This is a genomic window from Nocardia sp. NRRL WC-3656 (assembly GCF_000720265.1).
Lineage (GTDB): Bacteria > Actinomycetota > Actinomycetes > Mycobacteriales > Mycobacteriaceae > Nocardia > Nocardia nova.
In genome coordinates this window covers 92,162-111,956 of sequence record NZ_JOJF01000008.1, presented here as the reverse complement: position 1 = coordinate 111,956, position 19,795 = coordinate 92,162, and the positions used below count along the sequence as shown (strand labels likewise).

At 68.0% G+C, this 19,795-nt stretch carries 23 protein-coding genes; 8 read left to right on the top strand and 15 right to left on the bottom strand.

From position 1 onward, the window contains the following. Nucleotides 1-2: 2 nt before the first annotated feature. Nucleotides 3-932, top strand: coding sequence for a family 43 glycosylhydrolase (locus IG65_RS0113005; RefSeq protein ID WP_030515162.1), 930 nt, complete (start codon nt 3-5; stop codon nt 930-932). Between the two features lie 19 nt (nt 933-951). On the opposite strand, the gene IG65_RS0113000 is transcribed toward IG65_RS0113005, so the two are convergent. The 5 genes from IG65_RS0113000 to IG65_RS0112980 all read right to left on the bottom strand — a co-directional run bounded on the left by IG65_RS0113000 (nt 952) and on the right by IG65_RS0112980 (nt 5,637). After that, nucleotides 952-1,620, bottom strand: coding sequence for a PhoU domain-containing protein (locus tag IG65_RS0113000; RefSeq protein WP_030515161.1), 669 nt, complete (start codon nt 1,618-1,620; stop codon nt 952-954). A 110-nt stretch (nt 1,621-1,730) separates the two neighbouring features. Beyond that, complete coding sequence (locus IG65_RS0112995) at nt 1,731-2,414, bottom strand: hypothetical protein (RefSeq protein WP_030515160.1); 684 nt, start codon at nt 2,412-2,414, stop codon at nt 1,731-1,733. A gap of 86 nt (nt 2,415-2,500) precedes the next feature. Next, nucleotides 2,501-3,679 (bottom strand): NAD(P)/FAD-dependent oxidoreductase, encoded by a 1,179-nt coding sequence (locus IG65_RS0112990; RefSeq protein ID WP_030515159.1) that lies wholly within the window; start codon nt 3,677-3,679, stop codon nt 2,501-2,503. A gap of 134 nt (nt 3,680-3,813) precedes the next feature. Then, on the bottom strand, nt 3,814-4,905 hold the full coding sequence (locus tag IG65_RS0112985; RefSeq protein WP_030515158.1) for a trans-acting enoyl reductase family protein: 1,092 nt from the start codon (nt 4,903-4,905) through the stop codon (nt 3,814-3,816). A gap of 111 nt (nt 4,906-5,016) precedes the next feature. Further along, complete coding sequence (locus IG65_RS0112980) at nt 5,017-5,637, bottom strand: PadR family transcriptional regulator (protein ID WP_030515157.1); 621 nt, start codon at nt 5,635-5,637, stop codon at nt 5,017-5,019. Between the two features lie 124 nt (nt 5,638-5,761). On the opposite strand from IG65_RS0112980, the gene IG65_RS0112975 reads away from it, so the two are divergent. Beyond that, nucleotides 5,762-6,226 (top strand): hypothetical protein, encoded by a 465-nt coding sequence (locus IG65_RS0112975; RefSeq protein WP_030515156.1) that lies wholly within the window; start codon nt 5,762-5,764, stop codon nt 6,224-6,226. A 43-nt stretch (nt 6,227-6,269) separates the two neighbouring features. Here IG65_RS0112975 and IG65_RS0112970 read toward each other — a convergent pair whose 3' ends face one another. The 4 genes from IG65_RS0112970 to IG65_RS0112955 all read right to left on the bottom strand — a co-directional run bounded on the left by IG65_RS0112970 (nt 6,270) and on the right by IG65_RS0112955 (nt 9,646). After that, nucleotides 6,270-7,046, bottom strand: coding sequence for an acyl-[acyl-carrier-protein] thioesterase (locus tag IG65_RS0112970; RefSeq protein ID WP_030515155.1), 777 nt, complete (start codon nt 7,044-7,046; stop codon nt 6,270-6,272). Nucleotides 7,047-7,172: 126 nt separating this feature from the next. Then, nucleotides 7,173-7,511, bottom strand: a complete 339-nt coding sequence (locus IG65_RS0112965) for a carboxymuconolactone decarboxylase family protein (protein WP_051755918.1) — start codon at nt 7,509-7,511, stop codon at nt 7,173-7,175. Nucleotides 7,512-7,595: 84 nt separating this feature from the next. After that, entirely contained in the window at nt 7,596-8,327 is a 732-nt protein-coding gene (locus IG65_RS35835) for a hypothetical protein (protein WP_030515153.1), read from the bottom strand. An 11-nt stretch (nt 8,328-8,338) separates the two neighbouring features. Continuing rightward, nucleotides 8,339-9,646: an MFS transporter gene (locus tag IG65_RS0112955; RefSeq protein ID WP_030515152.1), complete on the bottom strand. Its 1,308-nt coding sequence runs from the start codon at nt 9,644-9,646 to the stop codon at nt 8,339-8,341. A gap of 206 nt (nt 9,647-9,852) precedes the next feature. Here IG65_RS0112955 and IG65_RS0112950 point away from each other — a divergent pair, with 206 nt between their 5' ends. Further along, nucleotides 9,853-10,884, top strand: coding sequence for an AraC family transcriptional regulator (locus IG65_RS0112950; RefSeq protein WP_030515151.1), 1,032 nt, complete (start codon nt 9,853-9,855; stop codon nt 10,882-10,884). Nucleotides 10,885-10,919: 35 nt separating this feature from the next. Here the strand turns inward: IG65_RS0112950 and IG65_RS0112945 are convergent, their stop codons facing one another. From IG65_RS0112945 to IG65_RS0112920, 6 genes are all read right to left on the bottom strand, one after another. Beyond that, nucleotides 10,920-11,585, bottom strand: coding sequence for a 3-oxoacid CoA-transferase subunit B (locus IG65_RS0112945; RefSeq protein ID WP_030515150.1), 666 nt, complete (start codon nt 11,583-11,585; stop codon nt 10,920-10,922). Further along, nucleotides 11,582-12,352, bottom strand: a complete 771-nt coding sequence (locus tag IG65_RS0112940) for a CoA transferase subunit A (protein ID WP_030515149.1) — start codon at nt 12,350-12,352, stop codon at nt 11,582-11,584. Before IG65_RS0112940 ends, IG65_RS0112945 begins: the two co-directional genes overlap by 4 nt. Further along, nucleotides 12,349-12,948, bottom strand: coding sequence for an alpha/beta hydrolase (locus tag IG65_RS0112935; protein ID WP_030515148.1), 600 nt, complete (start codon nt 12,946-12,948; stop codon nt 12,349-12,351). The genes IG65_RS0112940 and IG65_RS0112935 overlap by 4 nt, the downstream gene beginning before the upstream one ends. Nucleotides 12,949-13,036: 88 nt before the next feature. After that, the gene (locus tag IG65_RS0112930) at nt 13,037-14,089 is read right to left on the bottom strand and encodes a 3-keto-5-aminohexanoate cleavage protein (protein WP_030515147.1); all 1,053 of its coding nucleotides are present in this window, start codon (nt 14,087-14,089) and stop codon (nt 13,037-13,039) included. A 58-nt stretch (nt 14,090-14,147) separates the two neighbouring features. Further along, nucleotides 14,148-15,041 carry a TauD/TfdA family dioxygenase gene (locus tag IG65_RS0112925; RefSeq protein ID WP_030515146.1) on the bottom strand — a complete coding sequence of 298 codons (894 nt, stop codon included), beginning with the start codon at nt 15,039-15,041 and terminating at the stop codon, nt 14,148-14,150. Further along, entirely contained in the window at nt 15,038-16,030 is a 993-nt protein-coding gene (locus tag IG65_RS0112920) for a quinone oxidoreductase (RefSeq protein ID WP_030515145.1), read from the bottom strand. The genes IG65_RS0112925 and IG65_RS0112920 overlap by 4 nt, the downstream gene beginning before the upstream one ends. A 371-nt stretch (nt 16,031-16,401) precedes the next feature. Here IG65_RS0112920 and IG65_RS0112915 point away from each other — a divergent pair, with 371 nt between their 5' ends. From IG65_RS0112915 to IG65_RS35830, 5 genes are all read left to right on the top strand, one after another. Beyond that, nucleotides 16,402-16,821, top strand: a complete 420-nt coding sequence (locus IG65_RS0112915; RefSeq protein WP_030515144.1) for a hypothetical protein — start codon at nt 16,402-16,404, stop codon at nt 16,819-16,821. A 58-nt stretch (nt 16,822-16,879) separates the two neighbouring features. Beyond that, complete coding sequence (locus IG65_RS0112910) at nt 16,880-17,227, top strand: DoxX family protein (RefSeq protein WP_030515143.1); 348 nt, start codon at nt 16,880-16,882, stop codon at nt 17,225-17,227. 73 nt (nt 17,228-17,300) lie between these two features. Beyond that, nucleotides 17,301-18,146, top strand: a complete 846-nt coding sequence (locus IG65_RS0112905; RefSeq protein WP_030515142.1) for an alpha/beta fold hydrolase — start codon at nt 17,301-17,303, stop codon at nt 18,144-18,146. A 131-nt stretch (nt 18,147-18,277) separates the two neighbouring features. Then, entirely contained in the window at nt 18,278-18,979 is a 702-nt protein-coding gene (locus tag IG65_RS0112900; protein WP_051755873.1) for a hypothetical protein, read from the top strand. 15 nt (nt 18,980-18,994) lie between these two features. Further along, nucleotides 18,995-19,735: a hypothetical protein gene (locus IG65_RS35830; RefSeq protein ID WP_051755871.1), complete on the top strand. Its 741-nt coding sequence runs from the start codon at nt 18,995-18,997 to the stop codon at nt 19,733-19,735. Nucleotides 19,736-19,795: the final 60 nt, after the last annotated feature.

Below are 19,795 nucleotides of genomic sequence, written 5' to 3'. Positions count from 1 at the left end.
TCATGGCGATGGGACGCAGAGCCGCACTCGCGCTGCTGGCCGGACTTCCCCTGCTGGCGCCGGGGAGGGCACGAGCGCAGTCGGCGCTACCGGGGATCGGCGCCGATCCCCAGCGGGTGCCCACGCGGTACACCATGACGGCGTTTCGCACCGACAGTGACACCACCGTCGCCGTGTACGAGTCGGCGGACGCGACGGTGTTCACGCCGGTCGCCGAACGCGCGTTCACACCGCGTACCGGGTTGGCTCGCGATCCGAGCGTGCTGCTGCATACCGACGGCTGGTACTACCTCACCTACACCGAAGCCCCTGATGCGACCTCGATCGGCCTGGCGCGCAGCCGCGACCGGATCGCGTGGACGGAGTTGGCCTCGGTCCCGATGCTGGTGCCGGGCCGCCTGGAAGGGGCGTGGGCCCCGGAGTGGTATGCCGATGCGGCGGGCCGAGTCGGCATCATCGTGTCGCTGACCTGGGGGCACGGCTTCACCCCGCACCTGCTGATACCGGCGGGCGCGGGACTTTCCGCCTGGGCGCCGCCGATACCGCTGCTCGGCGTCGGCCCGAGCGGTCCGGGTTCGCTGGGCTACATCGACACGCAGCTGGTGCGGTGGAACGGGCGGGTGTACGCGTTCGTGAAGAACGAGGACAGCAAACTCGTCGAACTGGCGGTCGCGGACAACCCCTTGGGCCCGTATTCCTTTATGGCCAAAGGTGATTGGGCCGGATGGGGCGGCCCGCGGGAAGGCCCTTCGGTGGTGCCGCTGCCCGACGGCGGGCATCGCATCTATCTCGACGCCTACACCGAGGGCCGCTATCTCTACAGCGACAGCTACGACGGATTTCGCACCTGGTCGGCGCCGGCGGAGCTCCCCGGCCTCTCCGGTGTCGTCCGGCACGGCACGGTGCTGGCCGAATTCGGTTCCGCCCCATGATATCTGCGGGCCGGCCGGATCACTCGTTGTCGTCCGGCGCCCAGTTCTCGGCGGTTTCTCCGGTGGTGAGGAAGATGGTGCGGCGTCCCACTTCCACGGCATTGTCGGCGAAGCGCTCGTAATACCGTCCCAGCAGCGTGAGGTCGACAGCGGCCGTGATGCCGTGCGCCCAGTCGTGGTCCAGCACCGCGGCCAGCAGTTGCTCGTGCAGATGGTCCAGCGCGTCGTCCTGGGCGTCGAGACCGGCCGCGTCGTAGGGATCGCCGGTTTCGAGCACCGCCGCGGCGCTCGTGGCGATGGCGCAGGCGGTCGAGCCGAGGCGCTCGACCAACGGCCGCACCGGTTCGGGAACGACGTGCTCGGGATGGCGCCGGCGCGCGCTGGTGGCGATATGCCCGGCCAGCGCGCCCATGCGCTGGAGATGGCCGGTGAGCTGGATAGCGGTCACCACTCGCCGCAACTCGCTGGCGACCGGGGCCTGCAAGGCCAGCAGGCGCAGCGCTTCCTGTTCGGTCTGCTGCGCCATCTCCTCGACCCGGCCGACGACGTCCAGCGCGGCCTCGGCCTGTTCGATATCGGCGTTCACCACCGCGTAGGTGGCCGCCGAAATGGCCGTCCGGTCCTGTTCACACATCGCATGCAACAACTCGGCGAGCTGCCGCAGATTCGCGTGATAGTCCGACCGCATATCCCGATTCAACCCCAGTGGGACGCACATTGCGAATTTCGTGCCGGACCGGCCGATCGCTGCGAAATAACCGGAATTCGCGTTCCGGACATTCGATCGCGGTCTGCCACTCACCCCAGCCGGTAGTTGTAACTCGCGTAGCGGTGCGAATCCGCACCCGCTTCCTCCCAGCTGTAGCTGTAGGTCCCCACATGCCCCAGCCGGAAGGAGCTGTCGGCCATGATCGAGTAGCCGCTGCGCCGCGCTCGCTCGCAGAACGCGTAGTCCTCGCCCAAATACCAGGTGTGCTCACCGTCGGGTACCAGCATGGGCAGGAAATACGGGACGGTCGGGCGGTCGAACCGCAGATTGCACACCGGAAGTTGTTCGTGTTCGGCGACGGTTTCGTAGACGTCGCGGTGGGTGAACAGGAATCCGGTGGCGGCGTATTTGATCTCCAGCAATCCCCCGCCCTCACCGAACAGGATGCTCCGGGTTCCGGGCAATACATGGCAGGCCAGGCCGCGCACACCCTTCTTCGCATAGATCCCGCACACGATCGGCAGATCGTGTTCGCGCAACCGGTCCACCGAATCCACATCGAACGCGATATCGGAATCGATCCACATCAGCCCTTCGAATCCGTCGCGCAACGCGTCGGTGGCCATCTGACTGCGTCCCTGATCGATCGCCGCGAATCCCGTGACGGTCCGGACCTCGTAACCACGCTGCTCCAGCCGGGCCAGATTGCGGGCGAAATCCGGTGCGATCGATCCGTGGGTCGGGACCAGGACAACACAGCGCGAGGGCTCCATGCCCGCAGCCTGCCATGCTCGCGAGGGGACCGCTCGGCGTGGGAAGCGCCCGATCGCCGGGTCGCGGCCGCCCTCATCGGCGCCTCCTACGCGGGCAGCGGGTTCTGCCCCAGAAAGCGGTGTCCGTCGGCTGCCCCGGTGCGGACCGCGGTGAATCCGTGGTCGATCAGACGTTGTTCGTACTCGTGCAGCGCGGAACGCCGATCCTCGCCTCCCACAACGGATTCGAGAGTCTCGGCCAGGTCGGCCGCGTCGCGTAGTGCGACGCAGGCTCCGGATCCCGCCGCCGGACTCATGGCGTGCACGGCATCACCCAGGAGGGTGATCGGCGTGGTCGGCCATGCCGGGATCGGCACGCTGGTTCGCAGCGGGAGGGCGAACATACCGGCCGGGTCGCAGGCGTCGACGATCGCGCGAATGCGTGGATGCCAGGTCCGGACCGCGGCGGAGACGAGATCTTTCAAGCGGCCGCCGTCGAGGTCGCGCAGGGACGGTTCCACGGCACCGAACCACTCGACGCGAGCGCCGAACGAACAGGTCATGTAGTCCGGAACGGACGGCAGGTTCGCGGCCGGAACGAGGCGGGCCGCCGCGGTCGCCGGGTCCTCGGAGAATTCGACGGGCGCGACGCCGACGAAATTCCCGTCCCGGCCGGCGATCATGGTGAAGATGCCGAACATGCTGTCGTCGAACAAGTTCCGCGTCCGCGCGTTCAGAGCGATCGCACCGTAGAGCTGGCGCACACCGGTGTCGACGATCCGGGCATGCGGCAGATACTGCCGGCGCACAACGGAATTGATCCCATCGGCGCCGACCAGTATGTCGGCGCGAACACTGTCGCCGCCGGCAAGACGAACGTCGATCCGATCGCCCGCGGTGCGGTATCCGACGACCGCCTTGCCGAAGACGACGCGGTCGTCGATACCGGTGAGCAGGATGCGGCGCAGCGTCAGGCGGTCGACCGCGTAGGCCGGTTCCGCCGAATCCTGGACGAACCGTTCACCGAGTTCGGTGTCCAGCACCGTGAATCGGGATTTCGGGGTGCCCGTGGTGGCGTCGAACAGTGCGCACAGCGACGCGGGCAGCACCTGGTGCAGCGCACGTCGTGCCGCGGCGTCCAGATGCAGCCGGTAGCCCTGGCGCCGGGTATCCACCGCGGAATCACGTTCGTACACAACGACATCGATGCCCCGGCGGCGCAACCCGTGCGCCAAGGCCAGCCCGCCCAGCCCGGCTCCGGCGACAACAACAGTGAACTTCGACATGACCGAGTCCCTTCGCATGCAACATCATCGGAAGGGACGTACAGGTCACACCTGCGGAAGGTGCGGTGTTCAACAGTTCGCGTCACCGGGACTAACCCATACCCGGCCGGGTCTTCGCACGTCCGGAAGTCAGTCTACGCGGGTGTGGCCCCGCGCAGTCCGGCATCCGCCGCCGCGGCGGTGAGCGGTTCCAGGCCGAAGGCTTCGACCGGCCCGAGGGCGCCGGTGCCGACGAGACCGCCGGCGAGCGTGGTGTGCGCGCCCCAGGCGAGGATCGCGGCGGTGAAGTCGTAGGGGTCGACGCCGGCCAGGGTGGCGGAGGACAGGATTCGGCCCGTGGCGTCGCGGGTTTCGGCGACCGCCCAGGTGCGCGTCCGGGCCCGGGTGGCCGCATCGGGTCCCCCGGTCGAACCCTTGACCACGGCATTCAAGGCACTCTCGGCCATTTTCTTCACGGGCGCCACCCGGGCGACGGTGTCCGTGACGAGGGAGGTCGCCTGCAGCACGCGGGCGGCGCCACCGGGCATGCCGAGATAGACGTCGGCCTCGCGCAGGTTCGGGTGGGCGCGGTGCAGAACGAGGTGTTCCGACCCCGGAATCGAGGCGCCGGTGAGCCCGCGGCCCTCCACATCGAAGGTGTGCGTCCGGGCCCCCGTTCGCTCCGGCACGATGTCACCGTCGCGAAGGGCGAAGCCACGCTCGAACAACATGCCGACCATGGATGCGCGGGTGCCGCCGCTCGTGCCGGGGCTGGCGATGAAGTAGCCGATCTCGACGCGGGCGGCGTCCGGCGCGTCGCGCAGCGCGAGGGCGGCGGCCAGATTGCCTGGGACGTAATCGAATCCGAAGGCCGTCAGCAGGGCGACACCCGCCTGGCGCGCGTCGGCGTCGCGATCGAAGACCCGGCGGATGAACGGGCCTTCGCCGGTCGAGTCGAAGTAGTGCGCACCCGCCTCGAGTGCCGCCTCCAGCGCCGGGCCGCCGTACCGCAGGAACGGTCCCACCGTCGTTACCAGCACGTCCCCGCGATCGAGCAGTGCGCGCACCGATGCGGGATCGGCTACGTCGGCCACCGCGGTCTCGATGCCGCCGAGATCGGCCGCGAGCTGCTGTAGCGCGGTGGCGTTACGAGCGGCCAATACCGGCTCGGCGCCGCGATCGAGCAGGGCTCGAGCGGTCAGGCGGCCGGTATATCCGGTAGCTCCGAACAACACGATCTTTGCCATTGCCATCCCCTGTGTCCTGTTGGTCGCCGGCGGTTCGTGCCGGTTCGTCTCGACGTCGGCACCGTAACCGACGATAGGGCCGTCGAGCCGCACCCGGCCACGGTGGCATATCTAGTCGCCGGGGGTGGCCTGGTCGCGGAACTGTGCCAGCGACTCCCACGACCAGGTGAGCGAACCGTCGGCGAGGGCGGCGACAACGCCTTCCAGCCACCGTATTTCGGCATCGGTGACCGCACGCTGATATTCGTCCTCGAGCATGGTGACACGCGGCAGGCCGAACCGCGTGGCCTGCGCGAGGCCGGTGTCGAGCTCGGCATGCTCGGCACGCAACGCTTTCAGCCTGCGCTCCAGTTCTTCGCGGGCCGCCTCGGGACCGAGGAGCATCAGAAACGACAGGGCGGCCGGGAATTCGGGAAATTCGTTGCGGGGCACGGCGAGCATGTCCGTGAGCCAGGCCGTGCAGGCATCGCGGCCCGCGTCGGTGATCTCGTAGACCGTGCGTTCCGGATACTGCTGGTCGCGACCGGTGGTGCGGACCGCCACCAGACCGGCGTCCTGCAGGCGCGTGATCGTCTTGTACAGCTGGGCGCGCTGCCCGACATTGACGACCTTGTCCTTCCCCCACTCCTTGATGCGGCGCTGGATGGCGTACGGATGCATCGGCTCCAGGTGCAGGATGCCGAGCACCGCCATGGCGAGCGGGGATCGCTTGAACCGGTCGGAGGTGGGCATGTCACCCATCCTACTAGGTGCCATCTGACTAGTTTTTGAAGGACTAGTTGCTTCGATACTAGTTTGTGTGTCACTATTGAGAGGCAGGCGAACCCGACCACTGAGATCCGGAAGGACCAGAACAATGACCCTCACGACCGACACCGTCCGCATTCACGCCGATCACGAAACCGCCAAGCGGCTCGGCGATTGGACCCACGCCACCGCCTTCGAGGTGAAGGCCCGCTACGCGAGCGTCGTCATCGACCTGCGCTCGCCGTGGATCGAGGGCGAGGACCCGATCGTGGTCCATGCCGACCTGGACCACGCCATGGTCAAGCTGCTGGTTCCCGACGACGCGGTCGTCGAGCACAGCGACCTGGAGTGGACCGGGCGTGGCCGGGTGAAGGATTTCGCCCGGCCGCAGGATGCCGCCGGCCGAATCGTCCGGCTGACCGGAGCCAGCACCAAGAGCGAGTTCCGCGTTCACCGCGGCGGCATCGCGATCCTCTCGGCACTGTTCAGCCGCGAGTTCTTCGACGACGCCCAGCAGGCACACCGGCAGGGACGCACCCCGACCCTCGCCGACCCGGCCAACGCGCCGCGATGACCGAGGGCCGCGCCGGGCGGCGGCAAACGCCCGGCGCGGCTCGTCAGCGCGCGAGCGGTTCGATCCGCGCCAATGTGCGGGCGCTGCCGTCGACTTCGAGCTGCACATGCAGCGCGCCCGCGTCCCGCCACGCGCGGATCATCACCTCGTCGGCGCCCATCACCGGCCCGGCGTGTTCGAGTATCACCCGATAGGGCGGCGTCGGCGCGTCGGGGAACCGCGCGAGCGCCTCCTCGACCGCCTCCCAATGGACCGCGTTGTTCACGTGCCCGTAGCGGTCCACATCGGTGACCCGCAGCGGAAACGGACGGACTTCGGCGTCGTCACCGGCCCCCTCCCGCAAGGCGGCCCGCCACCGCAGGCGGTGCTCGACGGTGGTGGCGCGCATCGGCGCCATGAAGCGCTCGGTCATCCGCGCCGGCCGCCCGGCCTCGATATCGACGTGAATGAGGAACATCTCGGTCTCGAGCAGGCCGCCGTTCTCACTGCGCACCTGGATGCGCATGTTGCACCACCGATTCGACAGGGCGGACGGCCAGCGCCGCAGATGCACCCGGTCCCCGAATTCGATGGGCCGCAGCACGTCGATCACGGTCCGGCGCACGATCCACCCCGGATGCAGATCGCCGTCCTCGACCACTTGCAGGTGGTCGTAGCCGATGTCCTGCAGATACCGCGCCACCGCATCGAGCCGCAGCCGCTGGTCCCCATCGGTGTCCCCGAGCCGCACCGGCCACTGTTCGTGAAACGCCCGGCTCTCGTCCGGACACGGCGACAGCGGAAACGCGATCTCGGCCAACCGATCGACAGCGGCACCCATGAACGCTCCTTTTCCCGGGGACCGCGCCAGCGTAGCGATCGAGCCCGGACCCCCGGCGTCGACACGGCGGCACAGGCGCACGGCGACCCCACCTGGTCGATCGACGCTACCGATCGGACTGCTGTGTCATCGGTCCGGCCGGGGTTTGCCGAGTTCCTCCGCGAGGATGGGTATGCCGAGGTTGCAGGCGTGGATGCCGAGGACGCTGACCATCTGGAGGACCGTCAGGATCTGTTCGGGTGGCACACCCAAGTCCAGTGCGGCGCGGATGTGCCGGCGCACGCCCGGGGCGTACATGTGGGTGCAGGACGCGTCGATGGCGATGTTCAGCAGTTCGACGAATTCCGGTGGAAAGATGTGGCGCGCGATCGGTGTGGCGTTCATGGCCATGAACCGTTCGGTCCATTCCGGGTCCCATTCGTAGAGCTGATCCCACAGCGGGTTCCAGCTTCCGCCGGCCCGCATGCCGTCGACGACCGGTGTGGAAACCGGTGCGGGCGAATCGAACACGATGCCTCCTGAGATGTGGTCGAAGAATCCGGCGGCCGTCTACTTGGCGGGTGCGGGCTGTGCGGGGTCCTTGCAGTAGGGCAGCTCGGGCGGGCACGGCGCCAGCACCGTCGAGAAGTACTGGATGGCGGAGAACAGCATGATGGGACCACCGGCCAGGATGAGACCGGCCATCGATCCCACGGCGCCGAGCGTGGCGGCGCCCAGGACACAGCCGGCGACGGTGGCTCCGACGAACGGCGCCAGGAGCACGATCACCGGACTGGAGATCGCCGCGCCGACGGCACCGCCGACCAGGCAGCCGATTCCGCCGCCGATGACCGCGCCCAGTACCGCGCTGACTCCGGCCGCGATGGCGACCCGCTGACCGAACGCGCCCAGCGCCTGCGAATCGCGTGGCGTGAACGATTCCGCCGCCTGCCGGACCGAGACGACATCGCGACGCGCCTGGGTGGGCCGCCCGTTACCGCGGTCCGGGGTGAGTGTCGCGGTGGAGCCGTCGATGCGGGCGCTGATCGGATACGCGATGTCGTCGACGGCGAAGGTCAGCGGTACGGCGGCGACCGGCCGATCCGCACGGTCGGTGAGGATCAATTGGTCCGCAACCACTTTCAGCTTGCCGTCCGAAGTCGTCACCAGGGCCGAATCCGCCTGACGGCCGATCTCGTAGTGCACCGCGGTGCGGTCGGGTTCCGCATGAGCGGTGCCGGTGGTGACGGCGGCGACGGTGATCCCGAGCGCCGTGATCAGTGCGGGTGTCGTGAATTTCATCGGTTTCCTCATCATCGGTTGTGAACAGCGGCGAGTGTGCGCAGCCCGGCCGGGTACAGGCAGCGACCGGCCACCAGTGCGGCGATCGCGACGAGATAGGCGAGCGGGGCGAGTCGTAGTGCGGCGCTCAGGCCGTAGTGGTCGGCGAGCACGCCGACGACGAAGGGGCCCAAAGCCATTCCGAGCAGACTGTTGGACAGCGTCAGCGTTCCCATCGCGGAGGCGCGGACCGACGAATGGGTCAGGTTGGCCACCATCGCGGCGGTGGGCCCGGAGGAACCGCCCGAGAACCATGCGCCGACGCCGATCAGAATCAGTTGTGCCACACCGTGTTCGATGCTGAATCCGAGCGTCAGGCAGATCAGCGAGATCGAGCAGAACACGATGGCGGCGAGCCATTTGCGCGACAGGTCGCGGCGGCCGATCCGGTCGGTGACGATGCCGCAGCACACCATTCCGGCGCCGACCAGCAGGACGACACCCGCCGCGGCGGCGGCTGCGGTATCCGCCGCCAAACCGTAGACCCGATTGAAGAAGCTCGGCGTCCACGCCAGCAGCACCGCGGCGGCGAACAGCTGCACGCCCCCACCGACGTAGGCGCACAGCACCGCCGGGTTGGTGAACAGCGACGAGACAGGTGCTCGGAATTCGGTGTGCGTCGCGGGTTCGACCGATTCCGCGTCGGCGTGCCGAGCGAGTTTCCGCTCGTCGACCAGCGCGGCGAACAGCGCCGCGAGCAGCAGGCCCACCACCGCCATGGTGACGAACGACCACCGCCATCCCAGGTGTACCGCGATCGCGCCGCCGGCCGCGACGCCCAGCACCGAACCGAACGACCCCCCGGCCATGAAGGCACCGCTCAGCGCGGCATGCACCCGCGGCGCGAACACACCGAGGACCACCGCGATCCCGACACTGCCGTAGGCCGCCTCCCCGACGCCGACCAGGAATCGCGCGCCGAGCATCTGGTGATAGTTCGACGCGAGCGCACACAGCAGGGTGGCGATACTCCACAGCGTCGCCATCAGCACGAGGCTGCGCACCCGGCCCCAGCGATCGGCCAGCAGCGAGAGCGGGAACGTCAACAGGCCCACCATGAGCGCCACCACGCTGTTCAGTGATCCGAGTTGTGAATCCGTCAGGCCCCATTCGGTTTTCAGGAGCGGAAAGACCGCGCTGAGGACCTGGCGGGACATGTAGTCGGCGAGCAACAGCCCGAAGGCGAGGGCGAAGACCAGCCAGGGGTAGCGCCGCGTACGGCCGGTCGATACGGCCGAGGCCTGCGCGGCGGGAAGCTCAGGGGTGGTGTTCAACTGCATGGGTGCTCCTACGAACGCGGCGGGCGACGCCCGCCGGAGCTGGGGAAGGTGCGGGCGCTGAGGCGCCGAAACGCTCGAGCCCTGTGGCCGACCGGCAACATCGGGCGGCCACCTCGCTGTGATGGAGACAACAGTAGGGGCGCCGGTCCTATCGTGCTTTACTCTCGGGGACACGGATGCGAACAATCTGGGACAGCGAGGCGCTGATGAAACCCCTGGCGCGATACGCGGCCTTGAACGACTACGTAGATCTAGGCCGGTCTCTCGGGCTCGATCCCGCCCGGTTGCTGCGCGAGGCCGGACTCGATCCGGCCGGCCTGAGCCTGCAGGACCGGTGGGTGCCCGCCGCGGCCGTCACCGACCTCCTCGAGCGTTCGGCCGCGGAATCCGGCCGGCAGGATTTCGGACTGCTGCTCGCGGAACGGCGGCGACTGTCCAATCTGGGCCCGCTGAGTCTGGTGATTCGCGAGGAACCCGATGTGCGCAGCGCCCTCGAACTGATGGTGCGCCATCAGCACACCTACAACGAATCGCTGCACATACGCCTCACCGAACGCAACGGCATCGCCCACGTCCGTCTGAGTCTGGATATCGGCGAGCACCGCAGCACCCGCCAGGCCACCGAACTGGCCATGGGAGCGCTGCAGGGAATTCTGCGCGCATTCCTCGGAGCGGGCTGGCAACCGGCGGAAACCACCTTCACCTATTCCGCGCCGCGGGATCGCACCACGCATCTGCGATTGTTCGGATCCCAGTTGACATTCGATCACGAATTCACCGGAATCACGCTCTACACAAGCGATCTCGATACCCCGAACCCGATGTCGGACCCGCTGTTGCGCCCGTACACGCAACAATTGCTCGGCGCCGTGGACAGCGGCCACGAAACGGCGATGCGCGACCGGGTCCAGGAACTCGTCGAAATGCTGCTACCGACCGGCCGCTGCTCCGCCGACCAGGTCGCGCGCAGTCTGGGCGTGGACCGTCGTACCGTCCACCGCCGCCTGGCGGACGAGGGCTGCACCTACTCGGAGATCGTGAACACCACCCGGCTGGATCTGGCCCGCCGGGTGGTGGGAAATCAGGGCCGTTCCCTCACCGAGATCGCGGATATGCTCGGTTTCTCCAGCCCCGCCAGTTTCACTCGCTGGTTCCGCAGCCATCACGGACGCAGCCCGAGCCAATGGCGTCGGGCTGCGTCGAAAGACAGTGGCGGACAGAGCGAAACAGGTCGATGATCCGAACTCGCGCACCATCGCGAGATCGAGAACGGTCAGTGTCCGCCGATGTCGGTGAGTACGGGCGCGCCGGTCGCGGCGACGACGTCGGCCTCGGTCACGCCCGGTGCGCATTCGCGCAACACCAGACCGGAAGCGGTGACGTCGAGGACCGCCAGATCTGTGATGACGCGATGGACCACGCCCACGCCGGTCAGCGGTAATGTGCAGCGGTCCACCAGTTTCGGCGCGCCGGATTTATCGGTGTGCTCCATCAGCACGATCACCCGGCGGGCGCCGTGCACCAGATCCATCGCCCCGCCCATGCCCTTGACCATGTGGCCCGGCACCATCCAATTGGCGAGGTCACCGGTGGCCGAAACCTGCATGCCGCCGAGAATCGCGGTATCGATGTGACCACCCCGGATCATCCCGAAACTGGTCGCGGAATCGAAAAAGGAGGCACCGGGAAGCACCGTGACGGTCTCCTTGCCGGCATTGATCAGATTCGCGTCGACCTCGGCCTCGTCCGGATAGGGCCCGGTGCCGAGGATGCCGTTCTCCGAATGCAGGGTGACCCGGATATCGGCGGGCAGGTGGTCGGGAATCAGCGTGGGCAGGCCGATGCCGAGATTGACGTATTCACCCGGACGCAATTCTCGCGCGGCCCGGGCCGCCATCGCGGAGCGATCCCATCCGGAACGGGCGATGACGCCGCTCATTTCCTCTCCTCGCTCCGTACGGTCCGCTTCTCGATGCGACCCCGGGCCGGCCCGGTGGGCACGATGCGATCGACGAAGATGCCGGGCAGATGAATCCGGTCCGGGTCGAGATCACCTGCGGGAACAATCGTTTCGACCTCGGCGATACAAATCCGGCCCGCCGCCGCGACCAGTGGATTGAAGTTGCGCGCCGATTTGTCGAAGACCAGATTGCCGGCAGTATCGCCGATGAGCGCGTGCACCAGGGCGAAGTCGGTGGTGATCGCCTCCTCCAGCACATAGGGTTTCGGCCCGGCGGGCCCCGCGAAGGTGGCCACCGGCTTCGGCGGCGACGCGACCGCGACGCTGCCGTTCGGCCCGAAGCGCCACGGCATTCCGCCGTCGGCGATCAGCGTGCCGACGCCTGCCGGTGTGTAGAAGGCGGCGATACCCGCGCCGCCGGCGCGCAGCCGTTCGGCGAGAGTGCCCTGCGGAGTGAGCTCGACTTCGAGTTCGCCCGACAGATACTGCCGGGCGAATTCCGCGTTCTCACCGACATAGGAGGCGGTGACGCGGCGTACCCGCTTGTCCGCCAGCAGAATTCCCAAGCCGTACGCCGTCGTGCCGCAATTGTTGGACACGACGGCGAGCTCGTCGGCTCCGGCGGCGGCGACCGCCTCGATCAACGTCTCCGGGATGCCGCACAACCCGAACCCGCCCACCGCCAGCGACGATCCGGAGGAGATGTCGGCGACCGCTGCCGCCGCCGACGTGATCACCTCGGTCATCGCGCCTCCCGCCCGACCGCGGACGGGCGGGCCAGGTCGACGGCCGCCCGCAGCAGTTCCCCGGCGCGGTCCCAGGGTCCGAAACCCGATGCCGGATTGAGATGTCCGACATCGCCCAGGTCGACCAGCCGGCTGCCCCATGCCTCCGCCATACCGGCCACCCGCCGGAAGGATGCCAGCGGATCGGTGGTGCTCGCCGCGACGATGCTCGGAAACGGCAGCCGGCGCCGCGGAATCGGCAACCAGCCGTCGGCATCCAGTTGCTCGGTCGTCGGATAGCCGGGAGGAAAGGGCTTTTCGATATCGGCCGGAGTGGCCAGCAGCGCACTATGAACATCGCGGGTCGGTTGTTGTGCCCAGTGCACGGTGATCATCACGCCTGCACTGTGGGCCACCAGTACCACCGGCCCGGCCACGTCCGACAGCACCCGATCCAGCGCTTGCACCCGCGCCGCGAGGCCGATTCCGTCCTGCTCGAGCGGTGGCACGATACGTACCCGCTCCAGCGTCGCGGCGAGTTTCGTCTGCCAGTGATCGGGAACGTGATCACGCAGGCCGGGCACGATCACCACGGTCGGGTCGAGGGCAGTGTGCACTGTGCTGCAACTCCTTTCTGCAAGTCGGTGGCCGAGCACGGAGGCCCGGCGGGCGGAGACGGTGTACCGCCCGACGGAGTACGTCCACTCAGGCGTGGTGGGTGAAGCCGACCTGGCCGGGCCTGCGGTTGGGGGCGTAGCCGAGCCGGGCGAGGGTTTCGTCGGCATCGGCGTAGGTGGTGCCGATCTTGTAGATCTCACGCGCATCCTTGGCGGTGGCGACCTCGCGGCCCAGTTCACCGGCGATGCGGACAAGCTGCTGGATCTGCTGCACCGAAGTGAACTTCTCCCCCTTGCGCCCCCAGATGGTGTCCTCGTTACCGCAGCGCGTGTGCAATCCCATGGCGATCGCCATCGCATTGACCGGCAACACCGAGCGCATCAGCGTCTCGAGGGTCAGGCACGCCCCGTCGGGGACGCGCTGAATGAAATTCATGATGTTGTAGGGATTCGGTCCGTCGAAGCCGCCCCCGATGCCGACCCATGTCAGATTCAGCGGACCCGTGTACACGCCGCGACGGATCAGCCGCTCGACCGTCTCGAGCTGCGGAATGCTCGACAGCTGGAAATGCGGCTGGATCCCCGCGCCCTGCAGGCGACGCAGATGTTCGGCCACCCACGCCGGTCCGGCCGGGACGGTCATCTCCCGGTAGGCCTCGGCCAGTTCCGGCCGCTGCATCGAGGTGCCGGCGATATCGTCGGCGGTCATCAACTCCATGATGTTCATCTGACTGGTGTTGATCGCGATCGTCACCTGATCCGGCTTGGGATCGAGTTCGGCCAGCATGTGGCGGGTGTCGTCGGACAGCCACTTCGCCTCGGCGCCTTCACCTTCCGGCGCGAACGAAATCGATCCGCCCACCTGCAGGATCATCTCCGGGACGGCCTCGCGCAGCCCGGCCAGCAGCTCGTTGAACTTCGACAGGCGCTTGGAACCCTTGCCGTCGAGCTCACGCACGTGGATGTGCAGCACGGTGGCGCCCGCCTCGTAGCAGTCGACCGCTTGCTGGATATGTTCCTCCATGGTCAGCGGCAGATCCTCGCGGAAATCGTCGGGCTCCCATTCCGGCCCGTACGGCGCGCTGGTGATCACCAGCTTCTCCTGGTTCTCCGGGAACAAGGCGTCGTCGTGGAAATGCATGGCTGTACTCCGATCGAAATAGGCTGTGATATCGAAATAAACTGTGGTTCAGTGACTTTCAGAAGGGCTTGTCGCCGATGATTCCGGCGCGCTCCATCTTGCGAACGTCGGGGAAGTAGTCCTGCACGGCGTAATGCTGGGTGCAGCGGTTGTCCCAGATGGCGAAGCTGTTCTCGGTCCACCGCCAGCGGACCTGATATTCGGGAACGCTCGCCTGCCGGACGAGGTAGTTCAGCAGTTCCGATGCGCCGGGGGCGTAGTCGATGCCGAACCGCACATTCTCCGGCGTGTGGTAATTGACGAAATGTGTGGTGAACGCGTTGACGAACAACACCTTCTCGCCGGTTTCCGGGTGTGTGCGCACGACCGGGTGTTCCGCGTCCGGGAACTGTTCGTGCAGCCGCAGGCGCTCGGCGTCCGGACGCATCGCGCCGAAGCTCGCCTCGATGGAATGACGGGCGCGCAAGCTCGCGATCCGCGAGCGCACCGATTCGGGGAGGCGGCGATACGCCTCGGCCATATTCACCCAGATGGTGTCGCCGCCGACGGCCGGCGTTTCCACGCAGCGCAGCACACACCCCATGGGCGGAGCCTCCCGCCAGGTCGCGTCGCAGTGAAAGGCGTTCTCGTAGTGTTCCGGCGCGCTGTCGAGGTCCTTGTAGATGCGAACCAGGCCGGGATGTTCGGGGTCGCTGCCCAGGACGGGGTGGTCCTCCAGTGGCCCGAAACGCTCTGCGAGCGCGACATGTTCGGCGCGACTGATGTTCTGATCGCGGAAGAACAGCACCTTGTACTCGAGGAGCAATTGCTTCAGGGCGGCGAACAAAGCGTCGTCGCGCGCCACCTCGGCGAGGTCCAGATCGAACAGTTCCGCGCCGATGGTGCAGGTGAGCGGGCGCACTCCGAACGGCGCGGAGCGCGCCGAAAGATGCACGGGCGCAATGCTTGTCATGACTGTCCTTCCCGGCCCACGGTGAAGACCGACGAGCCGATGCTCGTGCCCTGTTCCAGATCGCGGTGCGCGGCCACCGCGTCCGCGAGCTCGTAGCGCTGATTGATGTCGATGCGGATGCGGCCCGCCGCGACGTGGGCGAACAGCTCGCCGGCCAGTTCGGCGCGCTCGGCCGGGTCGGCGATGTAATCGGCCAGGGCCGGCCGGGTCACGAACAACGACCCCTTGACGGCCAGGCTCATGGCATCGATCGGCGGCACCGGACCCGAGGCCGTCCCGAAACACACCAGCAACCCGCGTCGTGCCAGCGAATTCAGCGAGGAGTCGAAGGTCGTCTTGCCGATGCTGTCGTAGACCACCCGGACGCCGGCGCCGCCGGTGAGTTCACGCACGCGCTCGGCGACATCCTCGCGGGTGTACACGATCACGTGATCGCACCCGTGGTCCCGCGCGATCTCGGCCTTCCTGTCGGACGAGACGGTGCCGATCACGGTGATACCCAACAGCTTTGCCCATTGGGTGAAGATCAGGCCGACCCCGCCCGCGGCGGCGTGCAGCAACACCGTATCGCCCGGACGCAGCGGGTGGATGCGGCGCAGCAGATACGCCGCCGTGAGGCCGCGCATGGTCATCGCCGCCGCGGTGTCGAAGCCGATGCCGTCCGGAAGTGCGATCAGATGTTCGGCCGGCATCACCCGCTCCGTGCTGTACGCCCCCAGCGGACTGCCCGTATAGGTCACCCGGTCGCCCGCGGCGAAGTCGGTGACACCCGGACCCACCGCCTCGATCACACCCGCACCTTCCACGCCCATCCCCGCGGGCAGCGCCGCCGGGTACAGCCCGGTACGGAAATAGGTGTCGGCGAAGTTCAGGCCCACCGCTCGGTGGCGAATCCGCACCTCGTTCGGCCCCGGATCGCCGACTTCCACGCGCTCCCACCGCAGCACCTCGGGCGCTCCGGTCTCGTAGTAACGAAAGGCTTGTGGCACAGGACATCTCCTCTTCCGACAGGACCGGAGGATCGGCGCCGCGAGGGCTCGCGATCCACGGTCCGCACTGTCTCGGTGCATCCGGTCGGGCGGTTCGCTCGCCGCCGAGTCCGGCACCGGGTGATGCGTTCAACGGTAGGCGCAGACAGGCGCAAATACTTACCGTGCCGGGACCTAGAACTTAACATCTCGGGACATCAGTAGTCCGTCCGCATGGTGATAGCCAGTCCCGGGCGACGCCACCACGTCGATGTCCGCACCGCTGGTTTCGTTTGCGGGAGCGGGGAATCCTCCCATCAGAGCGACCCGGTTGCCCGAGACGACTCCGGCATCCGGCTGATTTCGATGGATCGACCGATGGGAGCCGGACCATGAATGTTCGACGCGCCGCGGCCGGAGCCGCACTCGCCGCCGCCACCCTTTCCGCGGTGCCGGCCGCCGCCTCCGCCGACGACCCCGGAGTTCCCCGCAACGGGATCCTTCCGGCCGGGACCTACCACATCACCCAGCACCCCGACAATATGATCGGCTCGCCCGTGCACAACTGCGACCTGCAGGTCTTCGTGGACGGTGCGACCGTGACGCTGGTGTGCGGGAATTCCTCGAAGACCGGCCGCCAGAACGCGGCCGGCCCCGATGAGACCTACGTGACGTTCGAGGGGATGCCGACGGGTTTGGACCTGCACGCCGTCGACGCACCACAGGGTTATTGGGAAGGCACCCTGAATGCCGCCGCGACCTCGATCGACGCCCCGTATTCGATCGCGGGATTCACCTTGCAGCGACGCTGACCGCACCATCGCTCCGGGCGGCATGTCACACTGCGGCCCGCCGCGTCGTCACACCGGCATGGACATCGCGTATTACATCGTCGGCGCAGCGGCCGCACTGTGGATCGGCTTCTCCGGCTACTCACTGTTCAACAAGAGCGAATTCGTCGTGGAACCGCTGAATCAATACGGCGTGCCGCGAAGCTGGTGGAACTGGCTCGCCCTGGCCAAATCCGCCGGGGCGCTGGGACTCGTCGTGGGCTTCTTCGTCCCGGTGATCGGGGTGGCCGCGGCCGTGGGATTGATTCTGTATTTCCTCGGCGCGATGGCAACCACGGTACGAGCCCATTCCTACGGAACCACGATCTTCCCGGCGCTGTATCTGATCCCGGCCGCGGCGACCCTGGCCCTGCAGTTGGCCCGCTGAGCCGCATGTTCAGCGCGGGTGCGGTACCGTACCCACTTACGAACATCGATGTTCGTAGAAGTGAGGAGTCGTCGTGGCGGAATTCGAATATCAGGGGCGGCGGGTGGTGTACGACCACGCCGGCCACGGCGATCCGGTCGTCTTCCTCCACAATGCGGGCGCCCAGCGGCGGATCTGGGACGAGCAGATGGCCGCGTTGCGGGGCGAATACGAGGTGTTCGCCTTGGACCTGCCCGGCTACGGAGATTCGGAGCAACCGCACGGGTATCGGCTCGCCGATTACGTGGCCACGGTGCGGGCCTTTCTCGACGAGTACCGGCTGAACCGGGTGATACTGGTCGGGAATTGCCTGGGCAGTGCGACGTCGCTGAGTTTCGCGATCGGTGATCCGGCGCGGGTGCGCGGATTGGTGCTGATCAATCCGCTCACCTGGAATACCGTGCGGCACGGAGATCAGGCGCCGCTGATGTGGTTCGACCGGTTCGTGCCGCTCGCGCCGTTGGCCCGGCGGCTCGCGCTGCCGAAACCCCTCGTCGCATGGATCGTCGCCACTCAGCTGGGACCGCGCGGACGCGACCGGAAAATGCAGAACGACCCACGCCTGCAATCGCATTGGGCCGATCGCGGCCGCCTGCTCGCGCTCGACCGGCTGGTACAGGACTTTCCCGCTTTCGCCGCACTCGACGACTTCACTCCGGGCCCCGAGTTCCCGCCGATCTGCACCGTCTGGGGCCGGCGCAATCGGATCCTCTCGGCGGCCGCCGGCGCCCGGCTCGACGAAACATTGCGCCCCCGTGAGCGTCTCGTGCTCAGCGACTGCGGACATCTGCCGATGGTCGAGGATCCGGAAACGGTCACCTCGGCGATCACCACCTTCCTGGCCGGGCTTCGGGCCACGACGGAGAAACTGTCTCGCTGAGCGAGACGCTCTCGGACGCTTCCGAATCCGCCGCGCTACGGTCCGGCTTCCCGCACGTCGTGCGCGACACCGCACCCGTACCGGGGCCGGGCGTCACGAGCGCCCGGTGGATCGAGACGAGGGGGCGCCCCATGAAGATTCGGATCTCGACGACAGCGGCGATTTGCGCCGCGGCACTGGCCGCGGCGGGGACGGCGGCGGCCGATCCGGCCCCGGCGGTGGTCACCTACCGTGCCGCATCGACCGATACCGGCTCGGTGACAGTCGAATTGACCCACGGCCGCTTCGCCGTCGACCCCGACGGCACCGCGGTCACCGTCCGGGACGATGCGGGCCGCGTGCTCGATACCCTGCCGCTGGCCTATGCGATCGGCGACCAGCGCATGCCGATCCGCGCGCGGATCGGCGGGGATGCGACGACTCTCACGCTGACACCGGAGACCGCGGGTCTGCGCCGCGACGCCCCGACCCCGGTCGCCTCGCCGCTGGAGAATCAACTCGCGATGAACGACCTGGTCAACGCGGTCAGTATCGGCACCTCGGTCGGCGCGCTGATCGGCACGGCGGTGGGCGCGGTCCTCGGCATCGGGCTCGGGATCGCCCTGGCGGGTGCCTCGTGTGCGGTGTTGAGCGTCGGCTGTGTTGTCGCCGTGCTGCCGATCGTCAGCCTCGCGGGAGCCGCGGGCGGCGTCGCGGGACTGGTACTGGGCGGTGGTCCCGCCACCGCGGCAGGGCTCTACCGCTACGTCACCACGCTGCTGGCTCCGCCGGGAACCAGCGAATACGCCCCCGATCTGCGTGGCCGGCCGGGTGTGCCGGATACCGGTCGCTGAGCGTGGGAGGCGCAGATGTCCAGCCGTACGATCGCCGCGCTCACCGCGGCCACCGCGGCCTTGGCCGCATCCGTCACCGTCACCGTCGCCACCGCGACCGCCGAGCCACCGGCTCCGAGCATCGAAACCACCTCTGGCGCAGTCGTTCTCAGCGGCTTCGCCGCCGATGCGTTCAGCGCGGGGGACGACGGTTCCGTCCGCGTCACCGTGGACGGCACTCCCGTCACGACGCTGCCGGCGAGCTTCACCGTGGACGGCATCGCCCACCGCATCGCTATCCGCATCGGCGACGGCGGGCGCACGCTCACGATGACACCGGATATCGCGAGACGCCCCGCGGCTTCCGCGATGGAGAATCAGTTGGCGCTCAACGATTTCGCGACCGTCATGTCGCGCGGCCCCGTGATCGGGACCGTCGTCGGCACCGTGCTGGGCGCCCTCATCGGCGCCGCGGTCGGAGCGAGTACCTGCCTGGTGGTCGGCCCCGGCTGCCTGGCGACGATTCCGGCGGCCGTCCTGGCGTTCGCGGGTGCGGGCGGCGTCTTCGGGACGGTGCTGGTCGGCGGGGGTGCGCTCGCGGCGGGACTGTGGAATTACCTCACGGTGCTGCAGGCGCCGCCGGGCCGGAGCCCCTACGCCGGCCAGGGCGGAATGCTCGACCCGAACGGCACCGGCGCGCCGGACGCTCAACTGCAACTGCCCAGCGGGTCCGCGAACGGCCTCGGCGCCGGATCGGCGTCCGGATCCGGCGGGTGAGCTCGGCGTACCGAATGGATAACGTGGCCCTCGCGCAGCGCGAGTGACTTCTACCATCGG